25 protein-coding genes and 1 pseudogene are annotated in these 24,397 nt (G+C 71.0%); 13 read left to right on the top strand and 13 right to left on the bottom strand.

Going from position 1 to position 24,397, the window contains the following annotated elements:
- Positions 1-231: 231 nt before the first annotated feature.
- The 10 genes and pseudogenes from ACGFIB_RS03255 to ACGFIB_RS03210 all read right to left on the bottom strand — a co-directional run bounded on the left by ACGFIB_RS03255 (position 232) and on the right by ACGFIB_RS03210 (position 7,101).
- The gene (locus ACGFIB_RS03255; RefSeq protein ID WP_142568263.1) at positions 232-654 is read right to left on the bottom strand and encodes a VOC family protein; all 423 of its coding nucleotides are present in this window, start codon (positions 652-654) and stop codon (positions 232-234) included.
- Positions 651-1,631 (bottom strand): helix-turn-helix domain-containing protein, encoded by a 981-nt coding sequence (locus tag ACGFIB_RS03250; protein WP_393368122.1) that lies wholly within the window; start codon positions 1,629-1,631, stop codon positions 651-653. Before ACGFIB_RS03250 ends, ACGFIB_RS03255 begins: the two co-directional genes overlap by 4 nt.
- Before the next feature lie 190 nt (positions 1,632-1,821).
- Positions 1,822-2,109, bottom strand: coding sequence for an HPr family phosphocarrier protein (locus tag ACGFIB_RS03245; protein WP_393368120.1), 288 nt, complete (start codon positions 2,107-2,109; stop codon positions 1,822-1,824).
- A gap of 61 nt (positions 2,110-2,170) precedes the next feature.
- Positions 2,171-2,851 carry a zinc-binding dehydrogenase gene (locus ACGFIB_RS03240; protein WP_393368446.1) on the bottom strand — a complete coding sequence of 227 codons (681 nt, stop codon included), beginning with the start codon at positions 2,849-2,851 and terminating at the stop codon, positions 2,171-2,173.
- A gap of 36 nt (positions 2,852-2,887) precedes the next feature.
- A pseudogene (locus ACGFIB_RS03235) lies at positions 2,888-3,162 on the bottom strand (alcohol dehydrogenase catalytic domain-containing protein); the annotation flags it as partial.
- A 44-nt stretch (positions 3,163-3,206) separates the two neighbouring features.
- Entirely contained in the window at positions 3,207-3,674 is a 468-nt protein-coding gene (locus tag ACGFIB_RS03230) for a PTS sugar transporter subunit IIA (protein WP_357257674.1), read from the bottom strand.
- Positions 3,667-3,975: a PTS lactose transporter subunit IIB gene (locus ACGFIB_RS03225; RefSeq protein WP_142568268.1), complete on the bottom strand. Its 309-nt coding sequence runs from the start codon at positions 3,973-3,975 to the stop codon at positions 3,667-3,669. Before ACGFIB_RS03225 ends, ACGFIB_RS03230 begins: the two co-directional genes overlap by 8 nt.
- A gap of 4 nt (positions 3,976-3,979) precedes the next feature.
- Entirely contained in the window at positions 3,980-5,164 is a 1,185-nt protein-coding gene (gene mtlA / locus ACGFIB_RS03220) for a mannitol-specific PTS transporter subunit IIC (protein WP_393368117.1), read from the bottom strand.
- A gap of 213 nt (positions 5,165-5,377) precedes the next feature.
- Positions 5,378-6,343: a 1-phosphofructokinase family hexose kinase gene (locus ACGFIB_RS03215; protein WP_393368115.1), complete on the bottom strand. Its 966-nt coding sequence runs from the start codon at positions 6,341-6,343 to the stop codon at positions 5,378-5,380.
- Positions 6,340-7,101 (bottom strand): DeoR/GlpR family DNA-binding transcription regulator, encoded by a 762-nt coding sequence (locus tag ACGFIB_RS03210; RefSeq protein WP_142568271.1) that lies wholly within the window; start codon positions 7,099-7,101, stop codon positions 6,340-6,342. The genes ACGFIB_RS03215 and ACGFIB_RS03210 overlap by 4 nt, the downstream gene beginning before the upstream one ends.
- Positions 7,102-7,313: 212 nt before the next feature.
- On the opposite strand from ACGFIB_RS03210, the gene sigJ reads away from it, so the two are divergent.
- From sigJ to qcrB, 3 genes are read left to right on the top strand one after another with little or no spacing between them, the layout of a single operon-like run.
- Positions 7,314-8,276, top strand: a complete 963-nt coding sequence (gene sigJ / locus ACGFIB_RS03205) for an RNA polymerase sigma factor SigJ (protein ID WP_393368113.1) — start codon at positions 7,314-7,316, stop codon at positions 8,274-8,276.
- Between the two features lie 27 nt (positions 8,277-8,303).
- Entirely contained in the window at positions 8,304-9,470 is a 1,167-nt protein-coding gene (qcrA, locus tag ACGFIB_RS03200; RefSeq protein WP_393368111.1) for a cytochrome bc1 complex Rieske iron-sulfur subunit, read from the top strand.
- Complete coding sequence (gene qcrB, locus ACGFIB_RS03195) at positions 9,467-11,107, top strand: cytochrome bc1 complex cytochrome b subunit (RefSeq protein WP_393368109.1); 1,641 nt, start codon at positions 9,467-9,469, stop codon at positions 11,105-11,107. The genes qcrA and qcrB overlap by 4 nt, the downstream gene beginning before the upstream one ends.
- A 110-nt stretch (positions 11,108-11,217) precedes the next feature.
- Here qcrB and ACGFIB_RS03190 read toward each other — a convergent pair whose 3' ends face one another.
- Positions 11,218-11,763 (bottom strand): hypothetical protein, encoded by a 546-nt coding sequence (locus ACGFIB_RS03190; protein ID WP_393368107.1) that lies wholly within the window; start codon positions 11,761-11,763, stop codon positions 11,218-11,220.
- Between the two features lie 412 nt (positions 11,764-12,175).
- Here ACGFIB_RS03190 and ACGFIB_RS03185 point away from each other — a divergent pair, with 412 nt between their 5' ends.
- Complete coding sequence (locus tag ACGFIB_RS03185; protein WP_393368105.1) at positions 12,176-12,790, top strand: sigma factor-like helix-turn-helix DNA-binding protein; 615 nt, start codon at positions 12,176-12,178, stop codon at positions 12,788-12,790.
- Positions 12,791-12,835: 45 nt separating this feature from the next.
- On the opposite strand, the gene ACGFIB_RS03180 is transcribed toward ACGFIB_RS03185, so the two are convergent.
- Both ACGFIB_RS03180 and ACGFIB_RS03175 read right to left on the bottom strand, forming a co-directional pair.
- Positions 12,836-13,231 carry a VOC family protein gene (locus tag ACGFIB_RS03180; RefSeq protein WP_142568277.1) on the bottom strand — a complete coding sequence of 132 codons (396 nt, stop codon included), beginning with the start codon at positions 13,229-13,231 and terminating at the stop codon, positions 12,836-12,838.
- Positions 13,232-13,256: 25 nt separating this feature from the next.
- Positions 13,257-14,192, bottom strand: coding sequence for a sigma-70 family RNA polymerase sigma factor (locus ACGFIB_RS03175; RefSeq protein ID WP_357246722.1), 936 nt, complete (start codon positions 14,190-14,192; stop codon positions 13,257-13,259).
- Positions 14,193-14,859: 667 nt separating this feature from the next.
- On the opposite strand from ACGFIB_RS03175, the gene ACGFIB_RS03170 reads away from it, so the two are divergent.
- From ACGFIB_RS03170 to ACGFIB_RS03130, 9 genes are all read left to right on the top strand, one after another.
- Positions 14,860-15,912, top strand: a complete 1,053-nt coding sequence (locus ACGFIB_RS03170; protein WP_357246724.1) for a ParB/RepB/Spo0J family partition protein — start codon at positions 14,860-14,862, stop codon at positions 15,910-15,912.
- A 109-nt stretch (positions 15,913-16,021) separates the two neighbouring features.
- Positions 16,022-16,510 carry a PhzA/PhzB family protein gene (locus tag ACGFIB_RS03165; protein WP_142568280.1) on the top strand — a complete coding sequence of 163 codons (489 nt, stop codon included), beginning with the start codon at positions 16,022-16,024 and terminating at the stop codon, positions 16,508-16,510.
- A gap of 157 nt (positions 16,511-16,667) precedes the next feature.
- The gene (locus ACGFIB_RS03160; RefSeq protein ID WP_357246729.1) at positions 16,668-17,840 is read left to right on the top strand and encodes a 3-deoxy-7-phosphoheptulonate synthase; all 1,173 of its coding nucleotides are present in this window, start codon (positions 16,668-16,670) and stop codon (positions 17,838-17,840) included.
- A gap of 26 nt (positions 17,841-17,866) precedes the next feature.
- On the top strand, positions 17,867-18,490 hold the full coding sequence (locus tag ACGFIB_RS03155; RefSeq protein ID WP_142568282.1) for an isochorismatase family protein: 624 nt from the start codon (positions 17,867-17,869) through the stop codon (positions 18,488-18,490).
- Entirely contained in the window at positions 18,487-20,376 is a 1,890-nt protein-coding gene (locus ACGFIB_RS03150; protein ID WP_357246732.1) for an anthranilate synthase family protein, read from the top strand. The genes ACGFIB_RS03155 and ACGFIB_RS03150 overlap by 4 nt, the downstream gene beginning before the upstream one ends.
- A 2-nt stretch (positions 20,377-20,378) precedes the next feature.
- Entirely contained in the window at positions 20,379-21,242 is an 864-nt protein-coding gene (locus tag ACGFIB_RS03145; RefSeq protein WP_142568891.1) for a PhzF family phenazine biosynthesis protein, read from the top strand.
- A gap of 127 nt (positions 21,243-21,369) precedes the next feature.
- Complete coding sequence (gene phzG / locus ACGFIB_RS03140; RefSeq protein WP_357257690.1) at positions 21,370-22,005, top strand: phenazine biosynthesis FMN-dependent oxidase PhzG; 636 nt, start codon at positions 21,370-21,372, stop codon at positions 22,003-22,005.
- A gap of 41 nt (positions 22,006-22,046) precedes the next feature.
- The gene (locus ACGFIB_RS03135; RefSeq protein WP_142568285.1) at positions 22,047-23,672 is read left to right on the top strand and encodes a flavin-containing monooxygenase; all 1,626 of its coding nucleotides are present in this window, start codon (positions 22,047-22,049) and stop codon (positions 23,670-23,672) included.
- Between the two features lie 357 nt (positions 23,673-24,029).
- Complete coding sequence (locus tag ACGFIB_RS03130; RefSeq protein WP_142568286.1) at positions 24,030-24,356, top strand: antibiotic biosynthesis monooxygenase family protein; 327 nt, start codon at positions 24,030-24,032, stop codon at positions 24,354-24,356.
- The last annotated feature ends 41 nt before the right edge of the window (positions 24,357-24,397 follow it).

Raw genomic sequence — 24,397 nt, 5'->3', positions numbered from 1 at the left:
TCCTCTCGCTATGTGATCTCATTTGAGCTGTTTATCCTCTGCAATACCCCCCTTTCCGGTTTTTGTCGGGGTATTCGTCCTGGCGCCCTCAGGAGAGGAGATCCTGGATAACGCCGGGAGCACGCGGGGGCGGGCCGGCGGCACGATCGCGCCCCGCGTGGCTCGGTGGTGACGGCGGTGAGCACCGCACGTCCCGCGCTCCGCCGAAATGACGGCGGGGAATCGTCTACCTCACCCCGCGGGGGCCGCCTTCCGCGGCTCGCCGCGGTAGGTGCCGAACGACCAGAGGTTGTCCTCCGGATCGCGGACGGCGAACTCGCGGGAGCCGTAGTCGGTGTCGTACGGCTCCTGGACGACCCGCGCCCCCGCGGCGGTCGCCCGCGCGAACAGCGCGTCGGGGTCGTCGGTCACGGCGTACGCGCCGAACGAGCCGGGGGTGAGGCGCCACTTGTCGTCCGGCGTGTCCCGGACACTGCCCAGCATGATCCCGCCGCCGTGCGGCCAGGAGAGCTGGGCGTGGTCGACGCGGTCGCCCTCGCCGTACACGGCGGTCTCCTCGAAGCCGAACGCCTCGACGAGGAAGGCGATCAGTGCGCGTGCGTCCCCGGCCCGCAGGGTGGGCCATACCTGAGGTGCTGGTGTGGTGTCGTTCATGCCGTCGAGTCTGGCGAGCCGTCCCCCGCCCCGGCTTGGACGTTTCGGAACAGCTCGCCGCCGTGGCCGCCCTCCTCGGCCAGCCACCGGCTGGGCGAGCACCCGGCGAGGCCGCCGAACTCGCGGGCGAGGTGCGCCTGGTCGTAGAACCCGCACTCGGCGGCCGCGTCGGCCAGCGTGAGCCGCCGCCCGGACGCCGCCGCGCCCTGGAGCAGGCGGCGGACCCGGTCGAACCGCACCACCCGGGCGGCCTCCTTGGGGGACAGGCCGATCTCCTCCCGGAACCGGCCGTTCAGGTGCCTGGTGCTCCAGCCGGCCTCGCAGGCGAGGTCGGACACGGTGACCTGCCCGCCGGCGGTCAGCGTCCGCTGCCACGCCCGCGCCACCTCGGCCGGGTGGGCCCGCGTGGGGCGGGCGTGCCGGGACAGGACCCCGTCGAGGACCGCGAAGCGCTCGTCCCAGCCCTGCGCCTCCAGCAGGCGCTCGCGCAGCTCGCCCGCCAGCCGGCCGAGCACCTCGGCGCCGTCGACGTCGAGCCCTGACAGCTCCCCGGCGGGCAGCCCGAGCAGGGCCCGCGCGCCGAGCGGCGTCAGCGCGAGCTGCACGCCCGACTGCCGCCCGTCATGCGTGATCAGCGCGGGGGTGGTGTGCAGCCCGCCGACCAGCGTGTCGTACGACCCGGGCGGGGTGCGCGGATCGGGGTGCTCCGCGACGACGAGCGGATCGTCGAGCGTGACGATCATCGTCAGGTAGGGCGACGGCAGGCCGCGGTGCGTGGCCGGCGGGACCCCGGCCTCGCGGTAGCCGCTGTACCACGCGACCAGCGGACGCAGCGCGGGAGCGGGCCGCCGGCGCAGGTAGCGTGCCTCGTCGCGCTCGTCGCGCTCGTCGCGCTCGTCGCGCTCGTCGCGCTCGTCGCGCTCGTCGCGCTCGTCGCGCTCGTCCGCGTCCGTCGTCCGCCGTGTTTGTGTCGCCATCGGCCGGTCCTCCCTCCCGCCCTCCCAGTCTCCCCGAAGGAGCGCACGGCGGCCATCGTCGCGGGCGACGACGGCCGCGGGGGCGGGGTGCGGGGGCCGGGGGCCGGGTGCGGGGTGCGGGGGCAGGGTGCGGTGAGGCCATGGCGAGGCGGGCGGGGTGGCCGGGTGTTCCCGTGTCCGCGGCCGGCGGTCAGGCGGCCCCTTCGGCTCCTTCGGCGTCCAGGTCGCGGGACAGCAGGTCCGCGAGGGCGGCGAGGGCCTCCTCCGCTCCCGGGCCGTCGGCCTCCAGGGTGACCTCGGTGCCGTGCCCGACCCCGAGGGTGAGCACGCCCAGCATGCTGTTGGCGGGGACGGCCTTTCCGTCGCCCACGCGGATGCGCACGGGCACCGCCTGCCGCGCCGATGCCTCGACGAAGATCTTCGCGGGGCGGGCGTGCAGGCCGGAGCGCGAGGCGACCGCCAGTGTCCTTTCCGGCATCGGGTTCCTCTCAGGGCTCGAATCGGGGGCTCGAATTCAGGGCTCGGTTCAGGGCTCGGTTTCAGGGTTCGATGGTGACCTTGATGGCGGCGCCGCGGGCGACGACGTCGACGGCGTCCATGACCTCGTCCAGGCCGAGGCGATGGGTGATCAGGTCGGCCACCGGCACCGCTCCGTCGGCGATGAGCCGCAGGGCGCGGGCGTTGTGCGCGGGGCTCGACCCGTTGGCGCCGACGATGGTCAGCTCCCGGTAGTGCACCAGGTTGGAGTCGCAGGCGATGACCGGGTCGTCCTTCGGCAACCCGCCGAAGAAGCTGATCCGGCCCTGTCGCGCGGCCATCTGCAACGCCTGCTGCTGGGCCGCGCCGGAGGCCGCCGCCGTGATCACCACGTCGGCGCCCCGGCCTCCGGTCAGCTTGAGCACCTCGTCGACGAGGTCGGTCTCGCCCGAGCAGATCGCCGCGTCCGGCGCTACGAGGGCGGCGGCCATCGCGAGGCGTTCGGCGTTCAGGTCGGCGAGGAACACCCGGGCCGCGCCGCGCGAGCGGGCCAGCCGCACGTGCAGGCAGCCGATCGGGCCCGAGCCGACGACGACCACGTCGTCGCCCTCGCCGACGCGGGCCAGCTCCTGCCCGTTGAGCACGCAGGCGAGCGGCTCGGCGAGGGACGCCTCGGCGAAGCCCACCCCGTCGGGGATGCGGTTGAGCCCGTCCACGGCGAGAACCTTGGCCGGCACGACCATGTACTGCGCGAAGCCGCCGTCGTAGTGGTAGCCCATCGACTCCTGGTTGGGGCAGACCGTGAGGTGGCCCCGGCGGCACTCCTCGCACCGGCCGCACGGGATCGCGGCGATCACCTGCACCCGGTCGCCCGGGCTCCAGCCGGTGACGCCCTCACCGACCTCCACGATTCCCCGGCGATCTCGTGGCCCATCACGCGGGGCGGCCTGATGTGGTGGTGCCCGAACCGGTAGATCTTGACGTCCGTGCCGCACGTCGAACAGTTGCGTACGCGGATCTTGACCTCGCCGGAGTGGGCGACGGGCTCGGGCACCTCCTCCAGGCGGATGTCCCCGGGAGCATGGAAACGGGCGACTTTCACTCGGAGTCTTCCTCTTCGTCCGGTTGCAGCAGATGGATGACCTCGTCGACCTCGGTGGCCGCGCGCAGGGCCGCGGCGCGTTCCGGGTCGAGCAGGATCTGGGCGAGCTGCGACAGCAGCCGCAGGTGGCCGTCGCCGCGGGCCGCGATGCCGACGCACACCGTCACCCGCTCGCCGTGCCAGTCGACGCCCTCGGGGAGGAGCAGCACGCAGATGGCGTCGTGCCGGACCGCCTCCTTCGAGGCCAGCGTGCCGTGGGGGATGGCGACGCCCTCGCCGACGTACGTGGAGATCGACCGCTCGCGTTCGAGCATGGCCTCGGTGTAGCTCCGGTCCACCGCGCCGATCTCCTGGAGGACCGCTCCGCACTGCCGGACGGCGTCTTCGACGTCCGAGGCGGTCACGGCCGTCCGTACGGCGCGGGGATCGAGGGGGAGCGGGGCCGTGCCGGCCCGGTCAGCCATCGATCGTGCCCCCGTTCTTGATTGCGGTGACGATCCGCGCCACGGCCGGGTCACCGATGAAGACCTGGAACGGCACGAGCACGACGCCGGGGGCGCTCGCCCTGGCCCGGTCGGCCAGCCCGGTGTGGCACACGACCACGTCGGCGTCCCCGGGGATCGAGTTGACCGGGGTGTGCTCCACGCTGACCGGGGTGCCCTTGAGCTGCCTGCGCAGTGTGCTCGCCAGCATGACACTGCTGCCCATGCCCGCGTCGCAGGCCACGATGAGCTTGCGAACGTCCTTGCCCTCGATGCTCGACACGGTTCTACGCCTCCTTGGTGGCGGGCACGCTCTCGGCCGCCGTCTCGCCGGTGGTGTCGCGATTGTCGTCGTTCGTGCTGGTGGTGGTGTCGTCGGTGTCGTGCGGGACGGCGTCCTGCGCCGGGTCGTCCGCCTTGTCGCCGTTGGCGCGGCCGAAGCCCAGCAGCGCGGCGGCGACGGCGAAGGAGACGGCCGTCGCGACCACGATCCCGGCGATCACTCCGAACCAGCCGCCCTTCGGGGTCACCGCCATGTAGGCGAAGATGCTGCCCGGCGACGGAGTCGCGACCAGGCCCGCCCCGGTGACCAGGAAGGTGAGCACGCCCGAGGCGCCGCCGGCGACCACCGCGAGGATCAGGCGCGGCTTCATCAGCACGTACGGGAAGTAGATCTCGTGGATGCCGCCGAAGAAATGAATGATCATGGCGGCGGGGGTGCTGGGACGCAGCGACCTCGGGCCGAACAGCAGGTAGGCGATCAGCAGGCCGAGGCCGGGGCCCGGGTTGGACTCCAGCATGAACAGGATCGACTTGCCGTGCTTGACCGACTCGGCGACGCCCAGCGGCCCGAGCACTCCGTGGTTGATCGCGTTGTTGAGGAACAGCACCTTGGCCGGCTCGATGATGACCGAGGCGATCGGCAGGAGGGAGTGGGCGATGAGCCACTCGACGCCGCTGCCCGCCACGTCGGTGAACTTCTCCACCACCGGGCCGATGGCGAGGACGCCGGCGATCGCCGTGACCGCGCCGACGATGCCGGCGGTGAAGTTGTCGACCAGCATCTCGAAGCCGGCCCGGGTCCGCTCGGAGGTAAACCTGTCGACGTACTTGAGGATCAGCGCGGCCAGCGGACCGATGATCATCGCGCCGAGGAACATCGGAACGTCCGCCCCGACGACCACGCCCATCGTGGCGACGGCGCCGACGACCGCGCCGCGCTGCGCGTGGACCATCCGGCCGCCGGTGTAGCCGATGAGCACGGGGAGCAGGACCTTGATGATCGGGTCGACCAGTTCGGCGAGTGCCTTGTTCGGCATCCACCCGGTCGGGATGAACAGGGCCGTGATGAGGCCCCAGGCGATGAAGGCGCCGATGTTGGGCATGATCATCCCGGCGAGATGGCCGCCGAAGCGCTGGATCGTGGCCCGCACACCGGTGCCGTGGACGGTGGGGGTATAGGGCGTGGCCATTGACGTGCTCCTTTTGGGGGGCGACCGGCCTGGCTGGCCGGGTTGTGAGGGGGTGGACCGCTGTCATCCCCCGGGTTATGAGCGAGCGGACCGGATGTGTCGTGTGACGCGGAGCGGACGGAGCGGGTGAATCGTTCGAGCCGGAGCGGGTGAGTCCGAGCCGGCAGCGGGCTGGGGGAGGGCGAGTGAGCCGGCGGGCGCCGTGTGGCGCGCTCAGATGCCCCCTGGCGCCGGGCGAGGGGGCGGCGTGAGCGGCCGGGCCGGGTCGGGGGGGCCGATCCGGACGTGTGTGCGATCGATGTCGGCCGGGCGGGGCATCCGGCTGCCGGGCAGCCCCACGGCCGCGCCGGCCCAGGCGAGGCCCTCGGCGAGGGCCGTCGCGCCACGGGCTCCCGCGGCGAGGAAGCCGGCCAGGAGGGCGTCGCCCGCGCCCACGCTGCTGCGCGGCTCCTCGACCACGCATTCGCCGTACCAGACCTGTTCGTCGTGCTCGACCAGCAGCGCGCCGTCCGCCCCGAGACTGGTCAGGACCGACCGCGCGCCCATGGCGCGCAGCTTGCCGACCGCGTCGAGCACGTCGCCGACACAGGCGATCGACGTGCCGGTGGCTTCGGCGAGCTCGTCGCGGTTCGGTTTGACCAGCGCGGGGCCGGCGTTCACGGCGGACACGAGGGCGGGGCCGCTCGTGTCGACCGCCAGGTTGATGCCGGCGTCGGCGAACCGGCGGCACAGTCCGGCGTAGACGTCCACCGGCGCGCCGGGCGGGAGGCTGCCCGAGGCGACCACCCAGCCGGCCGACCGCGCGGCGTCGAGCACGGCGCCCGCCAGTGTGTCCAGCTCGGCGGGGGTCAGCGCGGTGCCCGGCTCGTTCACCTTGGTGACGGTGCCATCCGGCTCGGCGATCGCGACGTTGGACCGGGTGGGGCCCTCCACCGGCACGGGGATCATGTCGATGCCCTCCGCCGACAGCAGGTCGAGGAGCCGGCGTCCCTCGCTGCCGCCGTACGGGATGACCGCGCACGACCGGACGTCGTTGGCCAGCAGGGCCCGCGTCACGTTGACGCCCTTGCCGCCCGGGTCGAGGTGGGTGGCGGCCGCCCGGATGACGGCCCCGCGGGTGAGCGCGCCGACCTCGATCGTCCGGTCGAGGCTCGGGTTCAGGGTCAGGGTCAGGATCATGCGCGGACCACCTCGGGCCCGGCGGCGGCCAGCGCGGCGGCCTGGTCGGGGTCGAGCCCGGCGTCGGTGATGACGACGTCGATCTCGCCGAGCGTCGCGAAGCGCGCCAGGTAGGTGCCGGAGAATTTCGTGTGGTCGGCCAGCAGGACGGCGCGGTCGGCGCAGGCGATCATCGCCCGCTTGATCGCCGCCTCGGCCGGGTCGGGGGTGGTCAGGCCCTTGGCGACCGAACAGCCGTTGGTGGCCATGAAGGCCACGTCGACGTTGAGCTGCGACAGCTGCTGGATGGCCCAGTCCTCCACGGTCGCCAGCGTCCGGCCGCGCACCCGGCCGCCCAGCATGAGCACGGTCAGGTTGGGGCGGGCCGCCAGCACCGTGGCCAGCGGGGGTGAGTTCACGACGACGGTGAGCTCCCGGTCGGCGGGCAGCGCCTGGACGAGCCGGCTCGTCGTGGAGCCCGCGTCGACGACCACGGAGCCGTCCTCGGGGAGCTCGGCCAGGGCGGCCTTGGCGATGCGCTCCTTCTCGGCCGTCATCACCTCGTCCCTGGCGGCCAGGGCGGGCTCGAACCCCAGGCGTTCGACCGGGATCGCGCCGCCGTGCACGCGCCTCAGGACGCCCGCGCGCTCCAGTGCGGTCAGGTCGCGGCGGATCGTCTCCGTCGTGACGCCGAACCGCTCGGCCAGCGTCACCACGTCGACCCGGCCGGCGTCGCGGGCCGCCCGCAGGATCTCCTGCTGCCGCTCCTCGGCGTACATCGTGTTGGTTCACCGCCATTTCGATGTTGTTTCGTATGTGTTTATACCCGTCTATGTTGGAGGGTCAAGGGCGGTGAACGTAACAAAACGGGCAAGGTGCACGTAGCGCCCGGGTGTCCGTAATTCCCGGCGGCCCCGCGCCCCGGCGCCTCCGTGTCACGTCTCGAACCTCCGGCGCGTCTCTATAGGGGAGGCGGAGACAAGGAGGCCAGATGCCCGCGGTGACCGATGGGCAGCCCACACCAGTCGCCAGTTTCGAGAGCAGCCGGGATCTGCTGTTCGGGGTGGCCTACCGGGTGCTGGGCAGCGTGACCGACGCCGAGGACATCGTGCAGGAGGCATGGCTGCGATGGGACCGCGTCGACCACTCCGGGATCGCCGATCCCCGGTCCTTCCTCGTCCGGGTCACGACCAGGCTCGCCCTCGACCGCCTGCGCTGGGCGAAGGCCCGCAGGGAGGCGTACGTGGGGCAGTGGCTGCCCGAACCGCTGCCGACCGGGCCCGCGATCGAGGAGGGCGCCGAGACGGCGGACTCGGTCTCCATGGCCATGCTCGTGGTGATGGAGACCCTCTCCCCGCTGGAGCGGGTCGTGTTCGTGCTGCGGGAGGCGTTCGAGTTCTCCTTCGCCGACATCGCGGCGGTGGTCGGCCGGTCCGAGACCGCGGTCCGGCAGCTCGCCCGCCGCGCCCGCTCGCACGTGGGTGAGCGGCGGCCCCGGTTCCGGCAGGACCGCGAGGTCCGCAGGCGGGTGACCGAACGCTTCCTGGCCGCCTGCCTGGGCGGTGACCTGCGGGCGCTGCTCGACCTGCTCGCCCCGGAGGTCACCTTGTCCATCGACGGGAACGGCCGCCGCGGCGTGGCGAGGAACCCGGTCGGGGGCGCGGCGAAGGTCGGCCGCCTGCTCGTATGCGGCCTGCGCCGGGTGCTGCGTCCAGCGGGCATCGCGGCCGCGGAGACCGACGACATCGGCGGCGGATCAATCCTGGACGTCAACGGCGGGCCCGCGGCGCTCATCACCGCCGGGGGCGAGCCGATCGCCGTCATCGTGGTCGACGTCGATCGCGCCGCCGACCTCGTCACGCGCATCTGGATCATCGCCAACCAGGACAAGCTCAGGGGCGTCGGCGCGGGCCGGCGACCCGGGAGGAACAGACATATCCGTGCCGCGGGCTGACCGGCCGCGAGAGAAGCGACTTTCGTCATGACAGACAACGAGCACGAGACCGGGCGGCCGGAGCGGCGGAGACCCGCGCGCGTCATCGGCACCCCCTTATCCGACACCCCCTTCTCCGACACCCCCTTCTCCGGGACTCCCTTCTCCGAGACCGTGGCGTCCGGGATCCCGGACGCCGGCGACGTGGACCGCGGCGTTCCCGCCGTCCCCGGCGTCGTTCCGCAGGACGAACGGAAGGCGCGCAGGGCGGAGCGGATCGCGGCGCTGTGCTTCACGCTCGCGTTCGCCGCCCTCGTGGCCTTCCTCGTGGCCTACGTCCGGTTCCAGGTCGGCGGCCTGAGCGCGACGGGCGCCTCGCACGTCGCGCTCGGCGGCACGCTGACACTGGCGCTGCTGGCGCTGGCCGCGGGGATCGTGATCTGGGTGCGCCAGATCATGCCGAAGTACGAGCTGGTCCAGCAGCGCCACCCCATGGCCTCACCCGAGGACGTACGGGCCGAGGTCGCGGCCACGTTCGTGCGCGGCACCGGGGAGAGCGGCATCGTCAAGCGCCGGCTGTTGCGCCGCACGCTGCTGCTCGCGGCGGCGCCGCTGGGCCTGGCACCGCTGGTGCTGCTGCGCGACCTCGACTCCAGCGGTGTGCCCGCCGCGCAGCTCCACCGGCGGCTCGGCCACACGGTCTGGGGTGAGAAGACCAAGGACGGCAGACCGCTTCGGCTCGTCGTCGAGGGCACCGGCCAGCCGATCCGCGCCGCCGACTTCAACTCACCCGGAGGCATCCTGTCGGTCGTCCCGCAGGGATACGAACACGACCTGAACGTGCTGGCCAAGGCGACGGTGATCCTCGTCAAGTTCCGTCCGGAGGAGCTCAGAGCCGGCACGAAGCCGAACTGGACGCACGACGGGATCGTCGCCTACTCCAAGATCTGCACCCACGTGGGCTGCCCCGCCGCGCTGTACGAGCAGACCACCCACCACATCCTGTGCCCATGCCACCAGTCCACCTTCGACGCCGCGGACGGAGCCAGGGTCGTCTTCGGCCCCGCCGCCCGGCCGCTGCCGCAGCTGCCGATCGGCGTCGACGAACAGGGCTACCTCATCGCGCTGGGCGACTTCCCCGCCCCGGTCGGTCCCAGCTACTGGGAGCGCGGCGACGCGGAGGCGCGGGCCAGGGAGAACGGAGGCCACTCTTGAGCGAACCGAGAACCGTGCCCGAGCGCATCGCCGGGCCGGCCACATTCCTGGACGACCGCCTGGGCGCGGGCGGCTTCGTCAGGCGCAACATCCGCAAGGTCTTCCCCGACCACTGGTCCTTCCTCCTCGGCGAGATCGCGCTGTACTCGTTCGTCATCCTGCTGCTGACGGGCACCTTCCTGACGTTCTGGTTCAAGCCGAGCATGGGGGAGATCGTCTACAACGGCACGTACGCCCCGCTCAGGGGCGTGACGATGTCCGAGGCGTACGCGTCCTCGCTGCAGATCAGCTTCGAGGTCCGCGGCGGCCTGCTCATCCGGCAGATACACCACTGGGCCGCCCTGGTCTTCATCGCCGGCATGATGGCGCACGCGCTGCGGGTCTTCTTCACCGGCGCCTACCGCAAGCCGCGCGAGCTCAACTGGCTCATTGGCGTGGTGATCCTGTCCATCGCGCTGTTCGAGGGCCTGACCGGCTACTCCCTGCCCGACGACCTGTTGTCCGGCGCCGGCCTCCGGGTCACCCAGGGCGTGGTCATCGGGCTGCCCGTGGTCGGCACCTACCTCAACTTCTTCCTGTTCGGAGGCGAGTACCCGGGCGGGGACGTCATCTCCCGCTTCTACTCGATCCACATCCTGCTCCTGCCCGGCCTGATCCTGGCACTGGTCACCGCGCACCTGATCCTCATGTGGATGCAGAAGCACACCCAGTTCCCGGGCAAGGGCCGGACCAACCGCAACGTGGTCGGCGCGCCCTTCTACCCGGCCTTCATGGCGAAGTCGGGAGCGTTCTTCCTGTTCACGTTCGCCGTTATCGCCGCGCTCGGCACGTTCGCACAGATCAACCCCGTCTGGCTGTACGGGCCGTACTCGCCCGCCGACATCTCGGCCGGCTCGCAGCCCGACTTCTACCTGGCCTTCCTCGAAGGGGCGCTGCGCATCATGCCCGCCTGGGAGATCAACCTCTTCGGCACCTCCCAGGTGGGCACGATCCCGCTCAGCGTGGTCATCCCCGCGCTGGTGCCACTGGGCGTCATCGTCGTCGGAATGGCGCTCTACCCGTTCCTGGAACGCTGGCTCACCGGTGACAACCGCGAGCACCACCTCGCGGACCGGCCGCGCAACAACCCGCACCGCACCTCGATCGGCATGGCGGCCGTCGCCTTCTACGGCGTGCTCTGGCTGTTCGGCGGCAACGACCTCATCTCGGCGAACTTCCGCATCAGCCTCTACACGACCACCTGGGCCGGACGGATCCTCGTGTTCGTCGCGCCCGCCCTGGCCTACGCGATCACCTACCGCGTCTGCCTGGGCCTGCAGCGCTCCGACGTCGCGGTGCTCGCGCACGGCGTGGAGTCGGGGGTGATCAAGCGGCTGCCGAACGGCGGGTACGTCGAAGTCCACTCGCGGCCGGCGGAGGACATCGAGGCACACCTGCGCGGCAAGGAACCGGTGCCGGTGCTGCCGTACGACGAGACCGTCCCTCCCAAGGGGCTCCGCGGACCGCTCGGCAGGCTGCGCCTGCGGATGTCCAGGGCGTACGGCGGGGAGAAGGTTCCGCCGGTCAACGGTCATCCGCACAACGAGGACGGGCAGGCCGCACTTCAGGAGGGACAGAACCGCGCGCTGACGCGCTGACCCCTCTCGCGGCGGGCGGGCCCGGAGGCGTTCCTCCGGGCCCGCGCCGTCGTGCCGCGCCATCGGTGGTCCGGGCCTGCCCGGCCCGGATCACCGGCCCACCGCCCTAGTCACCGGCCCCACTGCTCGGGCTCCGGCCACTGCGCATCCTGCGGGTCGGCGGGACGGATCTCGGTGAAGAGTTTGAGCGTCACGGGCCGCAGCCGCTGCCATGCCTCGACCGGCCAGCGCAGGCTGACCGAGGGGAACACGGTCTCCAGCACGATCTTCAGATAGGGGCGGCCGGATTGGCCGACCGGAACCTCCGTGCACAGGCCGGACACGGCCGCGGAGATCTCCCGCCTGCCCAGCCGCAGCCGGGCGTTCCCCTGGACCTGGTTCGGGGCGTCCTCGGCCTCCAGGTCGACGGACTCCCAGAAGAGCACGGGCGCCTCGTCCTCCCGCAGCCACGACGGGTAGACCGGCAGCGGCAGCTGCAGCGTGAACCCCGCCAGGAGCCCGACGGGGCTCACATAGAAGGAGCCGTGGAAACAGGGGAGTTCGTGCAGGAGCCGCGGCCCCTTCGACGTCGTCATCGACAGCGTTCCCTCACTGGCGTCCATGGCGATCCGCCACGCGCTGGGATCGGTGTAGGAGGCGTCCGGGACGAAGACCATCAGATGCTCACCTCGATGTGCGGACTGGGGGAGGCGGCGACGGTGTGGAGCGGGTGGGGCTTCCGCTGATTCCGGCCGCCAAAAGAAAGACGTTCCCAGGGGGCCGGAACGTGACATCCGGATTGCATCGAGAATTGACCGGCCGCTCCTGTGTCACATTACGGAGGCCGAATTCGTCTTAACGGGAAAGGCGAGAGGAGGTGTCGCGCGGGGATCGCGGCGAAAGAGAGCAAAATGAATCTGGGCGCAACCGTTCCCGGGGTGTAAATTGCGGGCCAGGAAGAAACAGTTGAATCGTGGGGCGAGGGCGCGTCGGCGCCGTTCCTGTAGGTGTTCCCGGCGAGTGGTGAGGGCCTGTTACCGGAACTGGGGGCTTCGTCCGGACGCCGGGCCACGACTACGAGGAGAGTGTATGGAGCGTAATCCGGATCGGTCGGCCGAGGGGGACTGCGCATCCGAGGCATCCCGGGCATCCCAGGGATCCCAGGGATCCCAGGGATCCCAGGCGTTCGAGGCGTCCCAGGCGTTCGAGGAACACGCCGCGCTGCTCCACGAGGTGGCCCGCAGCATGCTCGGCGACGGTGGGGAGGCCGCGCGCGTGGTCGAGGAGACCCGGTCCCGCTGGCTGGCCGGTCAGGGTGACCGCTCTGCGGGCTCTCCGAACGCGCTCATCGGGCTGGTCTCCGTGCTGGCGCTCACGCGCCTGCGGGTCGCCCAGGCCAACGGTGAGGAGCACATCGGTCCCTGGATGCCGGAGCCCCTGCGGGGGGAGCCCGATCTGCAGATGGCCGAGTCGGTCTCCGCGGCCCTTTCGACCGTCCTCGGCGTGCTGGACCAGGACGAGCGGACGGTGTTCATGCTGCACCACGGGTTCGGGCTCGCGTACGCCGACATCGCCTCGGTGACCGGGCTCACCGAGGAGCGGGTGCGCGGAATCGACGCCAGGGCCACGGCGCAGGTGCGCTGCGAGGTGCTCCATCTCGGACGGGCCGGCGGCACCGAGGAAGCGGGCGGGGTGTGCATCTGAGGAAAGCACGCAGTTGACCACCCGCGCCCCGGTGACTCATGCGGCTCAGCGGCCCCGCTCCGTCAGCCCGTACAGGTTGCCGTCGTGGCCGCGGATCTGCGCCCACCGGCCCTCTTCCCGCCAGGGGGCGGCCTGCGGCGCCACGACGATCTCGACTCCCCGCGCCCGCAGGTCCAGGCAGGTGGCGTCGAGATCGTCACAGTCGAACCAGCCGTGGGCCATCCGCCCCACGCGGGCGTGAAGCGCCTCCAGGATCTCGGGCTCGACGGTCGCGAGCACCACGCAGGTCTGCGCGCCGGGCGGGCGCACCTCCACCCAGCGCCGCCCCTCCCCCAGGGGGACGTCGGCCGCGAGCTCGAAGCCGAGCGTCCCGGTGAGGAACTCCAGGGTCCTGCCCTGGTCGCCGACGTAGAGCACGGCGAGCCGCGGATTCACGATCATGACGCCTCCCGGTGCCCCTCGGTTCTCACGCGCCCTGCACGGACAGCCTGCGCGGCCCGGCCGCCGGCGACGGGACGTCGGTTAGGCCGAGCCGGACCCCCTTCAGGCGGGCGGGATCGCCGATGACGTCGATGGACGCGATTCGATCGCCGACGATGCCGATCTCGAGGACGAGCCGCAGGCGCCCATACGGGGCGACCACCGCCCCCACGGCACCGTTGACGAGAGCGGGCCAGGCGAAGCGGGCCCTGCGGATGTTGGTGCGCGTCTCCTCGGCGACGGCGCGCGCGCCGCGCACCTCCGCCGGCACCTTGGCCTGCCCGCGCAGGGCCGCGTAATCCGCCCGCCGGACGACGTCGGGAGCCAGCACCGCCAGCAGGGCGTCGATGTCGCCCGCCCTGGAGGCGGCCAGGAAGGCGTCCACCACCGCACGCTGCCTGGCGAGGTCGGAGGAGGGAATGTCTGGCGTGCCGTGCACCCGGCGACGGGCGCGGCTCGCCAGCTTCTTCGCGGCCGCCGGCGAGCGTTCCACGATCACGGCGATCTCGTCGAACGGCACGGCGAACAGGTCGTGCAGCACGAAGGCGGCGCGCTCGGCGGGGCCGAGCGTGTCGAGGACCACGAGCAGGGCGAGACCGACGGAGTCGGCGAGCACCGCCTCGTCCGCCGGGTCGGCGGTCTCGTCGTGGGGAGCCAGCATGTCGAGTTCGGTCAGGTCGGCGAGGTCCTCACGCCGGCGGCTGCGCGAGCGCAACATGTCGAGACAGACCCGTCCGGTGATCGTCGTCAGCCAGGCGGTCAGGTTGTCGACGGAGCCGGAGTCGGCGCGGCAGGCGCGCAGCCAGGTCTCCTGCACCGCGTCGTCAGCCTCGTCCGCGCTGCCCAGCATGCGGAACGCGACTCCTCGCAGATGCCCTCGGGATCGGTCGAAGTGCTCGGCCAATTGGCCCTGGTCGCTCATCGGTCACCTTTCACCGTCGCGGTTCGTCATAAGAGTGGGAGAGGAAGAACGCAGGTTTGACAAGGAGCCGTCAGTGCCCGTACTGATTATTGTTGCCGGTTCGTTTGAACCGACGTGACGGGGAGACGCACCTAACGGTGCCTCTCCGGCAGTGAAGCGTATCGGCGGGCCGCCGTCCGAGGTGCATTCTATCCTCGCAGCGGCCGCTCATAGTTTCTCGCCGTTCCGAAAATCGACGGCGGCGACCGAAATAGGCCTCCGGTGAGGCGCTGAAAGGTGCGTGCGGGGCCCGGTCGCGTCGTCCGGGTCCATGGGCTCGGCTCGTACGGATCCGCCCGCACGATCGCCCGCTGAGCTGGGTGATGACTCTGTGAAGTAGGCGGCCGACGCCGTCCGGCGCATTTCGCCGCAAGTCGCGATCATGGCATGTGAACGGCGTGTCATGGTCCCGCCCGGGGCGATAAGGCCGATATTGAATTTATGGGTAACTTGCCATGAATGGGCCCCCGCTGCTCTGGTTTCGCAATTACCCCGAACATAAGCTGAGCCGCAGTTGAGCTCCTGTGAAGAAAGCGCCCCTGCCCTTGTTCCTTCATAGGAAGGTCCCGCAGTGTCACTTCACACCGCAGCCGACGCTGATCGCGAACTCGGAACTCGCCTCCCCGATGTGGCGGACCTCCGGCATCTGGCGTGGGAGATCGTGCCCGTCCGCGACCTGACGTCCTCGCTCTCGCCGCGGAAGCGACGTGAGGACCCGGCGCATGTCCGGCTGCTCGCGGAGACGGATCGCCCCTTCGATCCGCTCCTCGTGCACCGGCCGACGATGCGTGTCATCGACGGTGTGCACCGGTTGCGCGCGGCCGTGCTGAGGGGCAGGAGCGAGATCGCGGTCCGGTTCTTCGACGGAAGCGAGGCCGACGCGTTCGTCCTGTCGGTCCGGCTCAACGTCGGCCACGGGTTGCCGCTGACGCTCGACGAGCGGAAGGAGGCGGCCCGGCGGATCATCACCTCCCATCCGCAGTGGTCGGACAGGGGGGTGGCCGAGAGCACGGGGCTGAGCGCCAAGACGGTCGCCGGTGTGCGCCGGCGGCTCGGCGGACCGGGGGAGCTCCAGCACAGCCGGGTGGGCAGGGACGGCAGGGCCAGGCCGCTCAGCAGCGTCGAAGGGCGTCGCAGTGCCGCGGCCCTGCTGGCGGCCAACTCGGAGATCTCCCTCCGTGAGCTGTCGAGGAAAACCGGGCTCTCGGTGGGGACCGTCCGGGACGTGCGCGAGCGGCTCGACCGCGGTCAGGATCCGATCCCGGATCGCCTGCGCGCCAGGGAGGGGAGCGGTGCCGGGCCGCGGAGCACGGCGACGTCGGCTCGGGACGGGGCCGCGCCCCGGACCGGGGCCGTCCGGCGTGCGGGGCAGACCCGCCGTCCGCGCGACGGGAGCCGGAGCAGGGGCGAGACCAGGCCACCGGGACACGCGGCGGGGGAGGCCGTGGAAACGGCGTCCGTGCTGCGCAAGCTCGCGCGCGATCCGTCTCTGCGGGCGACCGAGTCCGGGCGGCTGCTGCTGCGGATACTCCTGGCGACGGAGGTGGGGCCGGCTCAGTGGAAGGAGATCGCCGAGGCGATTCCGGCCCATTGCCTGCCGCTCATCCGCGCCGTCGTGCTCAAGCGATCAGAGGAATGGAAACGACTGGCGAGCATGGTTCCGGACGGTTTCCCGGGGTGACCGGAAACGGGTTTCCCCAAGGCGGCCGGAAAGGAACGGAGGCGCTTCTGGAGTACGAAGACTCAGGGTGAAATATCGCCATTAATCGGGATTCGTTGGAGGGTTCATCGTGTCAGAGACGACTCACTTTCCGGGAAGCGACGAGGAGACCGAACTTCGGAGGACCAACCGGGCGACGGTCGAGCGGTACATGAACACCAGAGGCGAGGAACGGCTGCGGCGGCACCTGCTGTTCACCGAGGACGGCGTCGGCGGCCTGTGGACCAACGACACCGGGCAGCCGATCGCGATCCGCGGGCGCGACCGTCTCGGTGAGCACGCCGTCTGGTCGCTGAAGTGCTTCCCCGACTGGGTCTGGACCAACATCCAGATCTTCGAGACCGACGACCCGAACTTCTTCTGGGTGGAGTGCGACGGCGAAGGCGCGATCCGCTTCCCGGGCTACCCCGAGGGCCACTACAGGAACCACTTCCTGCACTCCTTCCAGTTGGAGGACGGGAAGATCAAGCTGCAGCGCGAGTTCATGAACCCCTTCGAGCAACTGCGCGCGCTGAACATCCCCGTGCCCGAGATCAGGCGTGAGGGGATCCCCACCTAGGTCCCGGCCGCGACTGCCGCCTGGTCGGCGGCGGTCGCCAGGCAACCCCAGCCTCACCGGCCAGGCGACCCCAGCCTCACCGGCCAGGCGACCCCAGCCTCACCGGCCGGGCGACGACGACGACGGCGCCGAGAGCGCCTCGACCCCATGGAGAACCGTGGATGACGTGATGCCCGCCATCCGGCTGAGCGCTGCGCTGCAGCAGCCGGAGTGGAGCGACGTTTCGCAGGTCCAGCGCGTCAAGGAAGTGCTCGCCTCCCGGCCCTCGCTCGTCAGGCCCGCGGACGTGCGCACCCTGCGTGCCCTCCTGGCGGAGGTAGCCGCAGGAAACTCCCTGGTCGTACAGGCCGGGGACTGCGCGGAGAACCCGGAGGAATGCACGCCGGAGCACGTGAGCCGCAAGTCCGCGGCGCTGGACGTGCTGGCCGGCGCGCTCAAGATGATCACACACAAGCCCGTGCTGAGGGCCGGCCGCATCGGCGGCCAGTTCTCCAAGCCGCGCTCCAGCCCCACCGAGCAGGTCGGCGACCTCACCCTCCCGGCGTTCCGCGGGCACCTGGTCAACGGCCCGGAGCCGACGGCGGACAGCAGGCAGCCCGATCCGCTGCGGATACTCACCGGATACATGGCGGCCAGCGACATCATGGAACACCTCGGCTGGCGCGGATCGTCCGTCCGGTCCCCGATAGACCCGCCCGTGTGGACCAGCCACGAGGCGCTGCTCCTCGACTACGAGGTTCCCATGCTCCGCAGGGACGCGTCGGGGAGGCTGATCCTCGGCTCCACGCACTGGCCCTGGATCGGCGAGCGGACGCGGCAGGTGGACGGCGCGCACATCGCCCTGCTGTCCGAGGTCGCCAACCCGGTCGCCTGCAAGGTGGGCCCGAAGACGAGCAAGGACGAGCTGCTCGCCCTGTGCGAGCGGCTCGACCCCGAACGCGAGCCCGGCAGGCTCACCCTGATCTCCCGGATGGGCGCCGACCAGGTCGCCTACGCCCTGCCGCCGCTCGTCGAGGCCGTCAGGTCCGCCGGCCACCCCGTCGTCTGGCTCTGCGATCCCATGCACGGCAACACGCTGGTCACTCCGTCGGGGCACAAGACCCGCCTCGTGCCGACGCTGCAACGCGAGGTCCGCGAGTTCGTGACCGCGGTCGAGAGCGCGGACGGGGTCCCCGGCGGCCTCCATCTGGAGATCACCCCCGACGACGTCACCGAATGCGTCGCCGACGAGAGCGGCTTCGGCCAGGTCGGCGACCGGTACACGAGCTTCTGCGACCCCCGGCTGACCCTCTGGCAGGCGGTCTCGGTCATCTCGGCGTGGGGCGGCTGACGCGCCGGCAACCAGAAAGGACTTCTATGTCCGGCATACCCGCAATCAAGCCCTACCTCCTTCCGGCCGCGGGCGACCTGCCTCCCAACCCCGCCGGTTGGACGCCTGACCCCGCTCGTGCCGTGCTCCTGATCCACGACATGCAGCGCTACTTCGTCAGGCCGTTCCCCGGCTCGACCAGGCACGAACTCATCCGGAACATCGCGCTGCTGCGTGACCGGAGCGCGGCGCTCGGCGTTCCCGTCGGCTACACGGCTCAACCCGGTGACATGAGCGAAGAGCAACGCGGGCTCCTCAAGGACTTCTGGGGACCGGGCATGCGCCGTGCCCCCGAGGACCGGCTCGTCGTCGACGAACTCGCTCCCGCACCGGGGGACTGGTTGTTCACCAAGCTGCGTTACAGCGCCTTCTTCCGCTCCGACCTGCTGGAGCGCATGCGGCGCAGCGGCCGCGACCAGCTCGTCGTCTGCGGCGTGTACGCGCACGTCGGGGTGTTGATGACGGCCGTCGAGGCCTTCACCAACGATCTGGAGACCTTCCTGGTCGCCGACGCCGTCGCCGACTTCACCGCCGACTACCACCGCATGGCGGTCGAGTACGCGGCCGAACGCTGCGCGGTCGTCCTGACGGCCAAGGAGGTGTTCTCGTGAGCGGACCGGACACCGGTGGGGGCGACCTGCTCGACGCCGTGCTGGAGCTCCGGGCGCCGGCCTTCGCGCTGCTGCACCGGCCCGAGGCGAACGGGCCGGGCCTGCTGGACGTGTTGACAGGTGAGGTCGCGCCCCTTCGCGAGCTCGCGGACATCCCGCTGCCCGGCCAACGGGAGCCGGTGGCGGGCGGCCGGCACCACGCGCTCGTCGTCGTCCCCTATCGGCAGGTCCGCGAGCGGGGCTTCGCCTGCGCCGACGACGGCGCCCCGCTCCTCGCGATGACGGTGACGCGACAGGGCACGGTTCCGGTCGCCGAGGCGCTGGACCGGATCCCCGACCTGCCCTTCGCGGTCTCGGGCGGGCACTTCGACGTGAGCGACGACGAGTACGCCGAGATCGTCTGCAGAGTCGTCAAGGAGGCGATAGGCGAGGGGGAGGGGGCGAACTTCGTCATCAAGAGGTCCTTCGTCGCCGACATCGGGAACTACACGCCGCGCTCCGCCCTGGCCTTTTTCCGGCGCCTGCTGGAGGTCGAGTCCGGCGCGTACTGGACCTTCGTGGTCCACACCGGCGGGCGGACGTTCGTGGGCGCCACCCCGGAGCGGCATGTGACACTGCGGAACGGCGTCGCCACCATGAACCCGATCAGCGGCACGTACCGGTACCCGGCGTCCGGCCCGTCCCTGCACGGGGTGATGGATTTCCTCGCCGACCGCAAGGAGTCCGACGAGCTCTACATGGTCCTGGACGAGGAACTCAAGATGATGGCCAGGATCTGCGAGCCCGGCGTCCGCGTGACCGGTCCCCGGCTCAAGGAGATGGCGCGGCTCGCGCACACCGAGTACTTCATCGAGGGCGACACCGGCTGGGACGTGCGAGACATCCTGCGCGAGACGATGTTCGCGCCGACCGTCACCGGCAGCCCGGTGGAGAACGCCTGCCGGGTCATCGACCGGCACGAGCCGCACGGCCGGGGGTACTACAGCGGGGTCGTCGCCCTCATCGGGAGTGACGAGGACGGCCGGCAGACCCTCGACTCCTCCATCCTCATCCGGACCGCCGACATCGATCGCGCGGGCCGGGCGCGCATGGGCGTCGGCGCCACCCTCGTACGCCACTCCGACCCGATGTCGGAGGTGGCCGAGACCCGGGCGAAGGCCGCCGGCCTGCTCGCGGCGCTCGACACCGGCGACAGCGGCCGGCTCAGGACCCGCCCGGAGGTTCGCGAGGCACTGGAGCGGCGCAACGCGAACATCGCCGGCTTCTGGCTGGGCAGAGCCACCGCCGGCACCGCCGCCCACCCCCGCCTGATCGGGGTGCGGACGCTCATCGTCGACGCCGAGGACACCTTCACGTCGATGCTGGACCACCAGATGCGCAGCCTGGGCATGTCGGTGACCGTGCGCCGCCACGACGACGCTCCCTCGCTGGACGGGTACGACCTCGTCGTGCTGGGGCCCGGCCCCGGCGACCCCGGCGACGGCGCCCACCCCAAGATCGCTTACCTGGGCGCCGCGGCGGACGCCCTCCTCTCCGCGCGGCGCCCCTTCCTGGCCGTATGCCTCAGCCATCAGATTCTGTCCGCACGGCTCGGGTTCCCCCTGCACCGCCGTGACGTGCCCAACCAGGGGGTGCAGAAGGAGATCAGCCTGTTCGGCGCGCGGGAGCGCGTCGGGTTCTACAACACCTTCGCCGCCCGGGCGGTAGCGGACCGGGCCGAGATCGACGGTTTCGGCACGGTGGAGGTCTGCCGCGATCCGGTGACAGGCGAGGTGCACGCGTTGCGCGGCCCGCACTTCTCCTCCATCCAGTTCCACGCCGAGTCGGTGCTCACCGAGAACGGCCCGCGCATCCTGGGCTCCTTGATGAAAGGACTGCTGCCGTGACGATGGCTGAACAGTCCGTGCTGGAGGGGGCGCGTCCGTACGTGGTCGTCGACGCGTTCACCGACACGCCGCTGCAGGGCAATCCGGTCGCCGTCTTCTTCGAGGCCGAGGACCTCTCCGACGAGCGCATGCAGCGCATCGCCAGGGAGATGAACCTGTCGGAGGTCACCTTCGTTCTCCCGCCCCGGCAGGGAGGCGACGTCCGCATCCGCATCTTCACGCCGGTGAACGAGCTCCCGTTCGCCGGGCATCCGCTCCTGGGCACCGCCGTCGCGCTGGGCGAGGGGCGCAGAAACGACCGGCTCAGGCTGGAGACGGCGATGGGAGTCATCGCCTTCGACCTGGAGCGCGTGAACGGGAGGGTCGTCGCCGCCGAGATGGAGCAGCCCGTCCCGACCTGGGCGGAGTTCGACCGTGCCGAGGAGCTGCTCGCGGCGCTCGGCCTGACCTCCTCGGCGCTGCCCGTCGTGATCTACCACAACGGTCCGCGGCACGTCTTCGTCGGGCTGGAGAGCCTGGCGGCGCTGTCCCGGGTCGACCCGGACCAGCGTGCGCTGGCCGCCTTCCCCGACATGGCGACCAACTGCTTCGCCGGTTCCGGCTCGACCTGGCGCAGCCGGATGTTCTCGCCCGCGTACGGAGTGGCCGAGGACGCGGCCACAGGATCGGCGGCGGGCCCGCTGGCGGTCCACCTCGCCCGGCACGGGCGCATCGGGTTCGGGCAGTGGATCGACATCCAACAGGGCGTCGAGATGGGCCGGCCCTCGCTCATGCGGGCCCGCGCCGACGGCGCCGCGGAGCACATCACATCCGTACGGGTCGGCGGCTCGGCCGTGACCGTCGCCCGCGGCGTGATCTACGCCTGAACGGCGCGGACCGGCCGGCCCGGACGTCGCCGCACCCCCTTCCCACGCATGCGGCGCCCGCCCAAGCGATCGGGGCGATCCGCGCCTCGCGGATCGCCCGCCCCCCCTCACAGCTCCGGAGGCGACAGTGAGCAGCAGGTTCGAGAGTCTGACCGGCGCCATCGACCCGGCGTTCCCCGAGTACGACATGCCGCCCGCCGAGCCGATGGACCTGGTGCGGCGATGGATCTCCGGGGCGGTGGAGGCCGGGGTGCGCGAACCGCTGGCCCTCGCGCTCGCGACCGCCGACCGCGGCGGCCGGGCCTCCACCCGCATGGTCGCCGTCATCGACGTCGGCGACCGGGGCCTGGCCTTCACCAGCCACAGCACCAGCAGGAAGGGCCGGGAGATCGCCGAGACCGGCTGGGCCTCCGGCCTGCTCTACTGGCGCGAGACCGCCCGGCAACTGAGCTTCTCCGGCCCGGTGGTCATGCTGCCCGAGCCCGAGGCGGAACGGCTGTGGAACGCCCGGCCGGTGCCGCTGCACGCGATGTCGGCGGTCTCCCGGCAGAGCGAACCCCTGGAGGACGTCGCCCGGCTGAAGGCGGAGGCGGAGCGGCTGTCGTCCTACGGAATCCCCTTGCCGCGCCCGGCGCGCTTCGCCGGATACCGCCTGGAGCCTGCCGCCGTCGAGTTCTGGTCGGCCGACGCCGACCGGCTGCACCGGCGGCTGCGTTACGACCGGACTCCCTCCGGTTGGCACATCTCACGGCTGCAGCCGTGACCCCCTCCCCGCAGGGACAGGAAACACGAAGGAGTGCAACCTTGACCGACACGACAAACACCGACTTCGACGCGATCGTCGTCGGCACCGGCTTCGCCGGAATCTACATGCTCCACAAGCTCCGCAACGAGCTCGGCTTACGGACACGGGCCTTCGACAGGGCCGGTGGCGTGGGCGGCACCTGGTACTGGAACCGCTACCCCGGCGCCATGTCGGACGTCGAGGGCTTCGTCTACCGGTACTCCTTCGACAAGCAGATGCTCCAGGAGTGGAACTGGACCACCAACTACACCCCCCAGCGGGAGCTCCTCGCCTATCTCGAGGCGGTCGTCGCCAAGCACGACCTGGGCAGGGACATCCAGCTGAACACCGGCATCGTCAGTGCGGTGTTCGACGAGTCCCGGGGGGTCTGGACCGTCGGCACCGACACAGGTGAGAGCTTCACCGCACGGTACGTCGTCACCGCGCTCGGGCCGCTGTCGACGGCGAACATCCCCGAGATCGAGGGCCGCGACCGCTTCCAGGGCAGGATCGTCCACACCGGTGCCTGGCCCGACGACCTGACGATCGAAGGCAAGCGCGTCGGCGTCGTCGGCACGGGATCCACCGGCACCCAGTTCGCCTGCGCCGCCGCCAAGGTGGCCGAGCATCTGACGGTGTTCCAGCGCTCGGCGCAGTATTGCGTCCCGTCCGGCCACGGCCCGGTCACCGAGGAGTACGTCGCGGAGGTGCGCGCCGGTTACGACCGCATCTGGGAGCAGGTGCGCGGCTCCCGCGTCGCCTGTGGATTCGAGGAGAGCGACGTCCCCGCGATGAGCGTCTCCGAGGAGGAGCGCCGGCGCGTGTTCCAGGAGTACTGGGACAAGGGGAACGGCTTCCGCTTCATGTTCGGCACGTTCTCCGACATCGCGACCGATCCGGCGGCCAACGAGGCCGCCGCGGAGTTCATCCGGTCGAAGATCCGCGAGATCGTGAAGGATCCGGAGACGGCGCGCAAGCTGACGCCGAGCGACCTCTACGCCAAGCGCCCCATCTGCAACCCCGACTACTACGAGATCTTCAACCGCGACAACGTCGAGCTGGTCAGCATCAAGGAGAACCCGATCAAGGAGATCACTCCCACGGGAGTGGTCACCGAGGACGGAGTGGAGCACGAGCTCGACGTCCTGGTCTTCGCCACGGGCTTCGACGCCGTGGACGGCAGCTACAAGCGAATGGACATCCGCGGCCGGAGCGGCGTGACGATCCGGGAGCACTGGGAGGACGGGCCCACCAGCTATCTCGGCGTCGCCACCCACGGCTTCCCCAACCTGTTCATGGTCCTCGGCCCGAACAGCGCCTTCAGCAACCTCCCGCCCGGCATCGAGACACAGGTCGAATGGATCGGCGACCTGATCCGCACCGCGGAGGAGAACGGCACGACCGTGATCGAGGCCACCGGGAACGCCGAGGACGAGTGGACCGAGACCTGCAGGCAACTCGCGGACTACACGCTCTTCCCCAAGGTCAAGTCGTGGATCTTCGGCGCCAACATTCCCGGCAAGAAGAACAGGGTCATGTTCTACTTCGCGGGGCTCGCGTCGTACCGGCTCAAGCTCGACGAGGTGGCTGAGGCGGGCTACAAGGGATTCGACCTGCACGCCAGCCCCTCGCTGACGGCGGCCTGAGGCCGGCAGGGGTACGCCCGCCGGGGTCCGTGACAGGACCCCGGCGGGTTCCGGGTGGGTCCGGCGCGAACGCCGGCGCGGCATCGCGACGCCGGACCCACCCACCGGGCTCGCATGGCCTCGCACCGGGCTCGCATGGCCTCGCACCGGCCTCGCGCTGGCGTCGCACCGGCTCGCACCGGGCTCGCTCCCTCGGGGCGGCGAGCGGCAGCGTCCGGACCTCGCATGCCCGCTTGCGATAAGCGGTATTTCCTGCTCTGCGTACGAGATATTCGGAGAGACTCTCGTGTTCGGAATCCCGATTGGATTAACAAACGGGCTTGACTCTATTGGTTCTTTGTCGGATACGATGAAGTCATGAGTGAGACAGTGATTCGGGTCGGCGATCAGGTCGCAACATTCATCAACGTCTTCGACGTCGACCCCTCGCAGCAGCAGGAACTAATCGCCATTCTCGATGAGGGCGCCGAGAAGGTCATGCGGCACCGGCCCGGCTTCATCTCGGTGAACGTTCTCGCCAGCGTGGACGGCACCCGGGTCGTGAACCTCGCCCAGTGGCGCAGCCCGGACGACATCAAGGCGACCGCGGGCGACCCCGAGGCGCAGGTCTTCGCGAAGAGGGCGGCGGAGATCGCCAAGGCGGTGCCGCAGGCCTACAAGGTCGTCTCCGTCCACCACGCCTGACCAGGAACTTCCGCGTCGGGATCCAGAAGCCGGCCCGGGCC

Origin of the sequence: Microbispora bryophytorum (assembly GCF_043197435.1) — a bacterium.
In the GTDB taxonomy this organism is placed as follows: domain Bacteria; phylum Actinomycetota; class Actinomycetes; order Streptosporangiales; family Streptosporangiaceae; genus Microbispora; species Microbispora bryophytorum.
The sequence above is the reverse complement of the archived record's forward strand: the minus strand, read 5'-3'. Positions and strand labels throughout refer to the sequence as shown.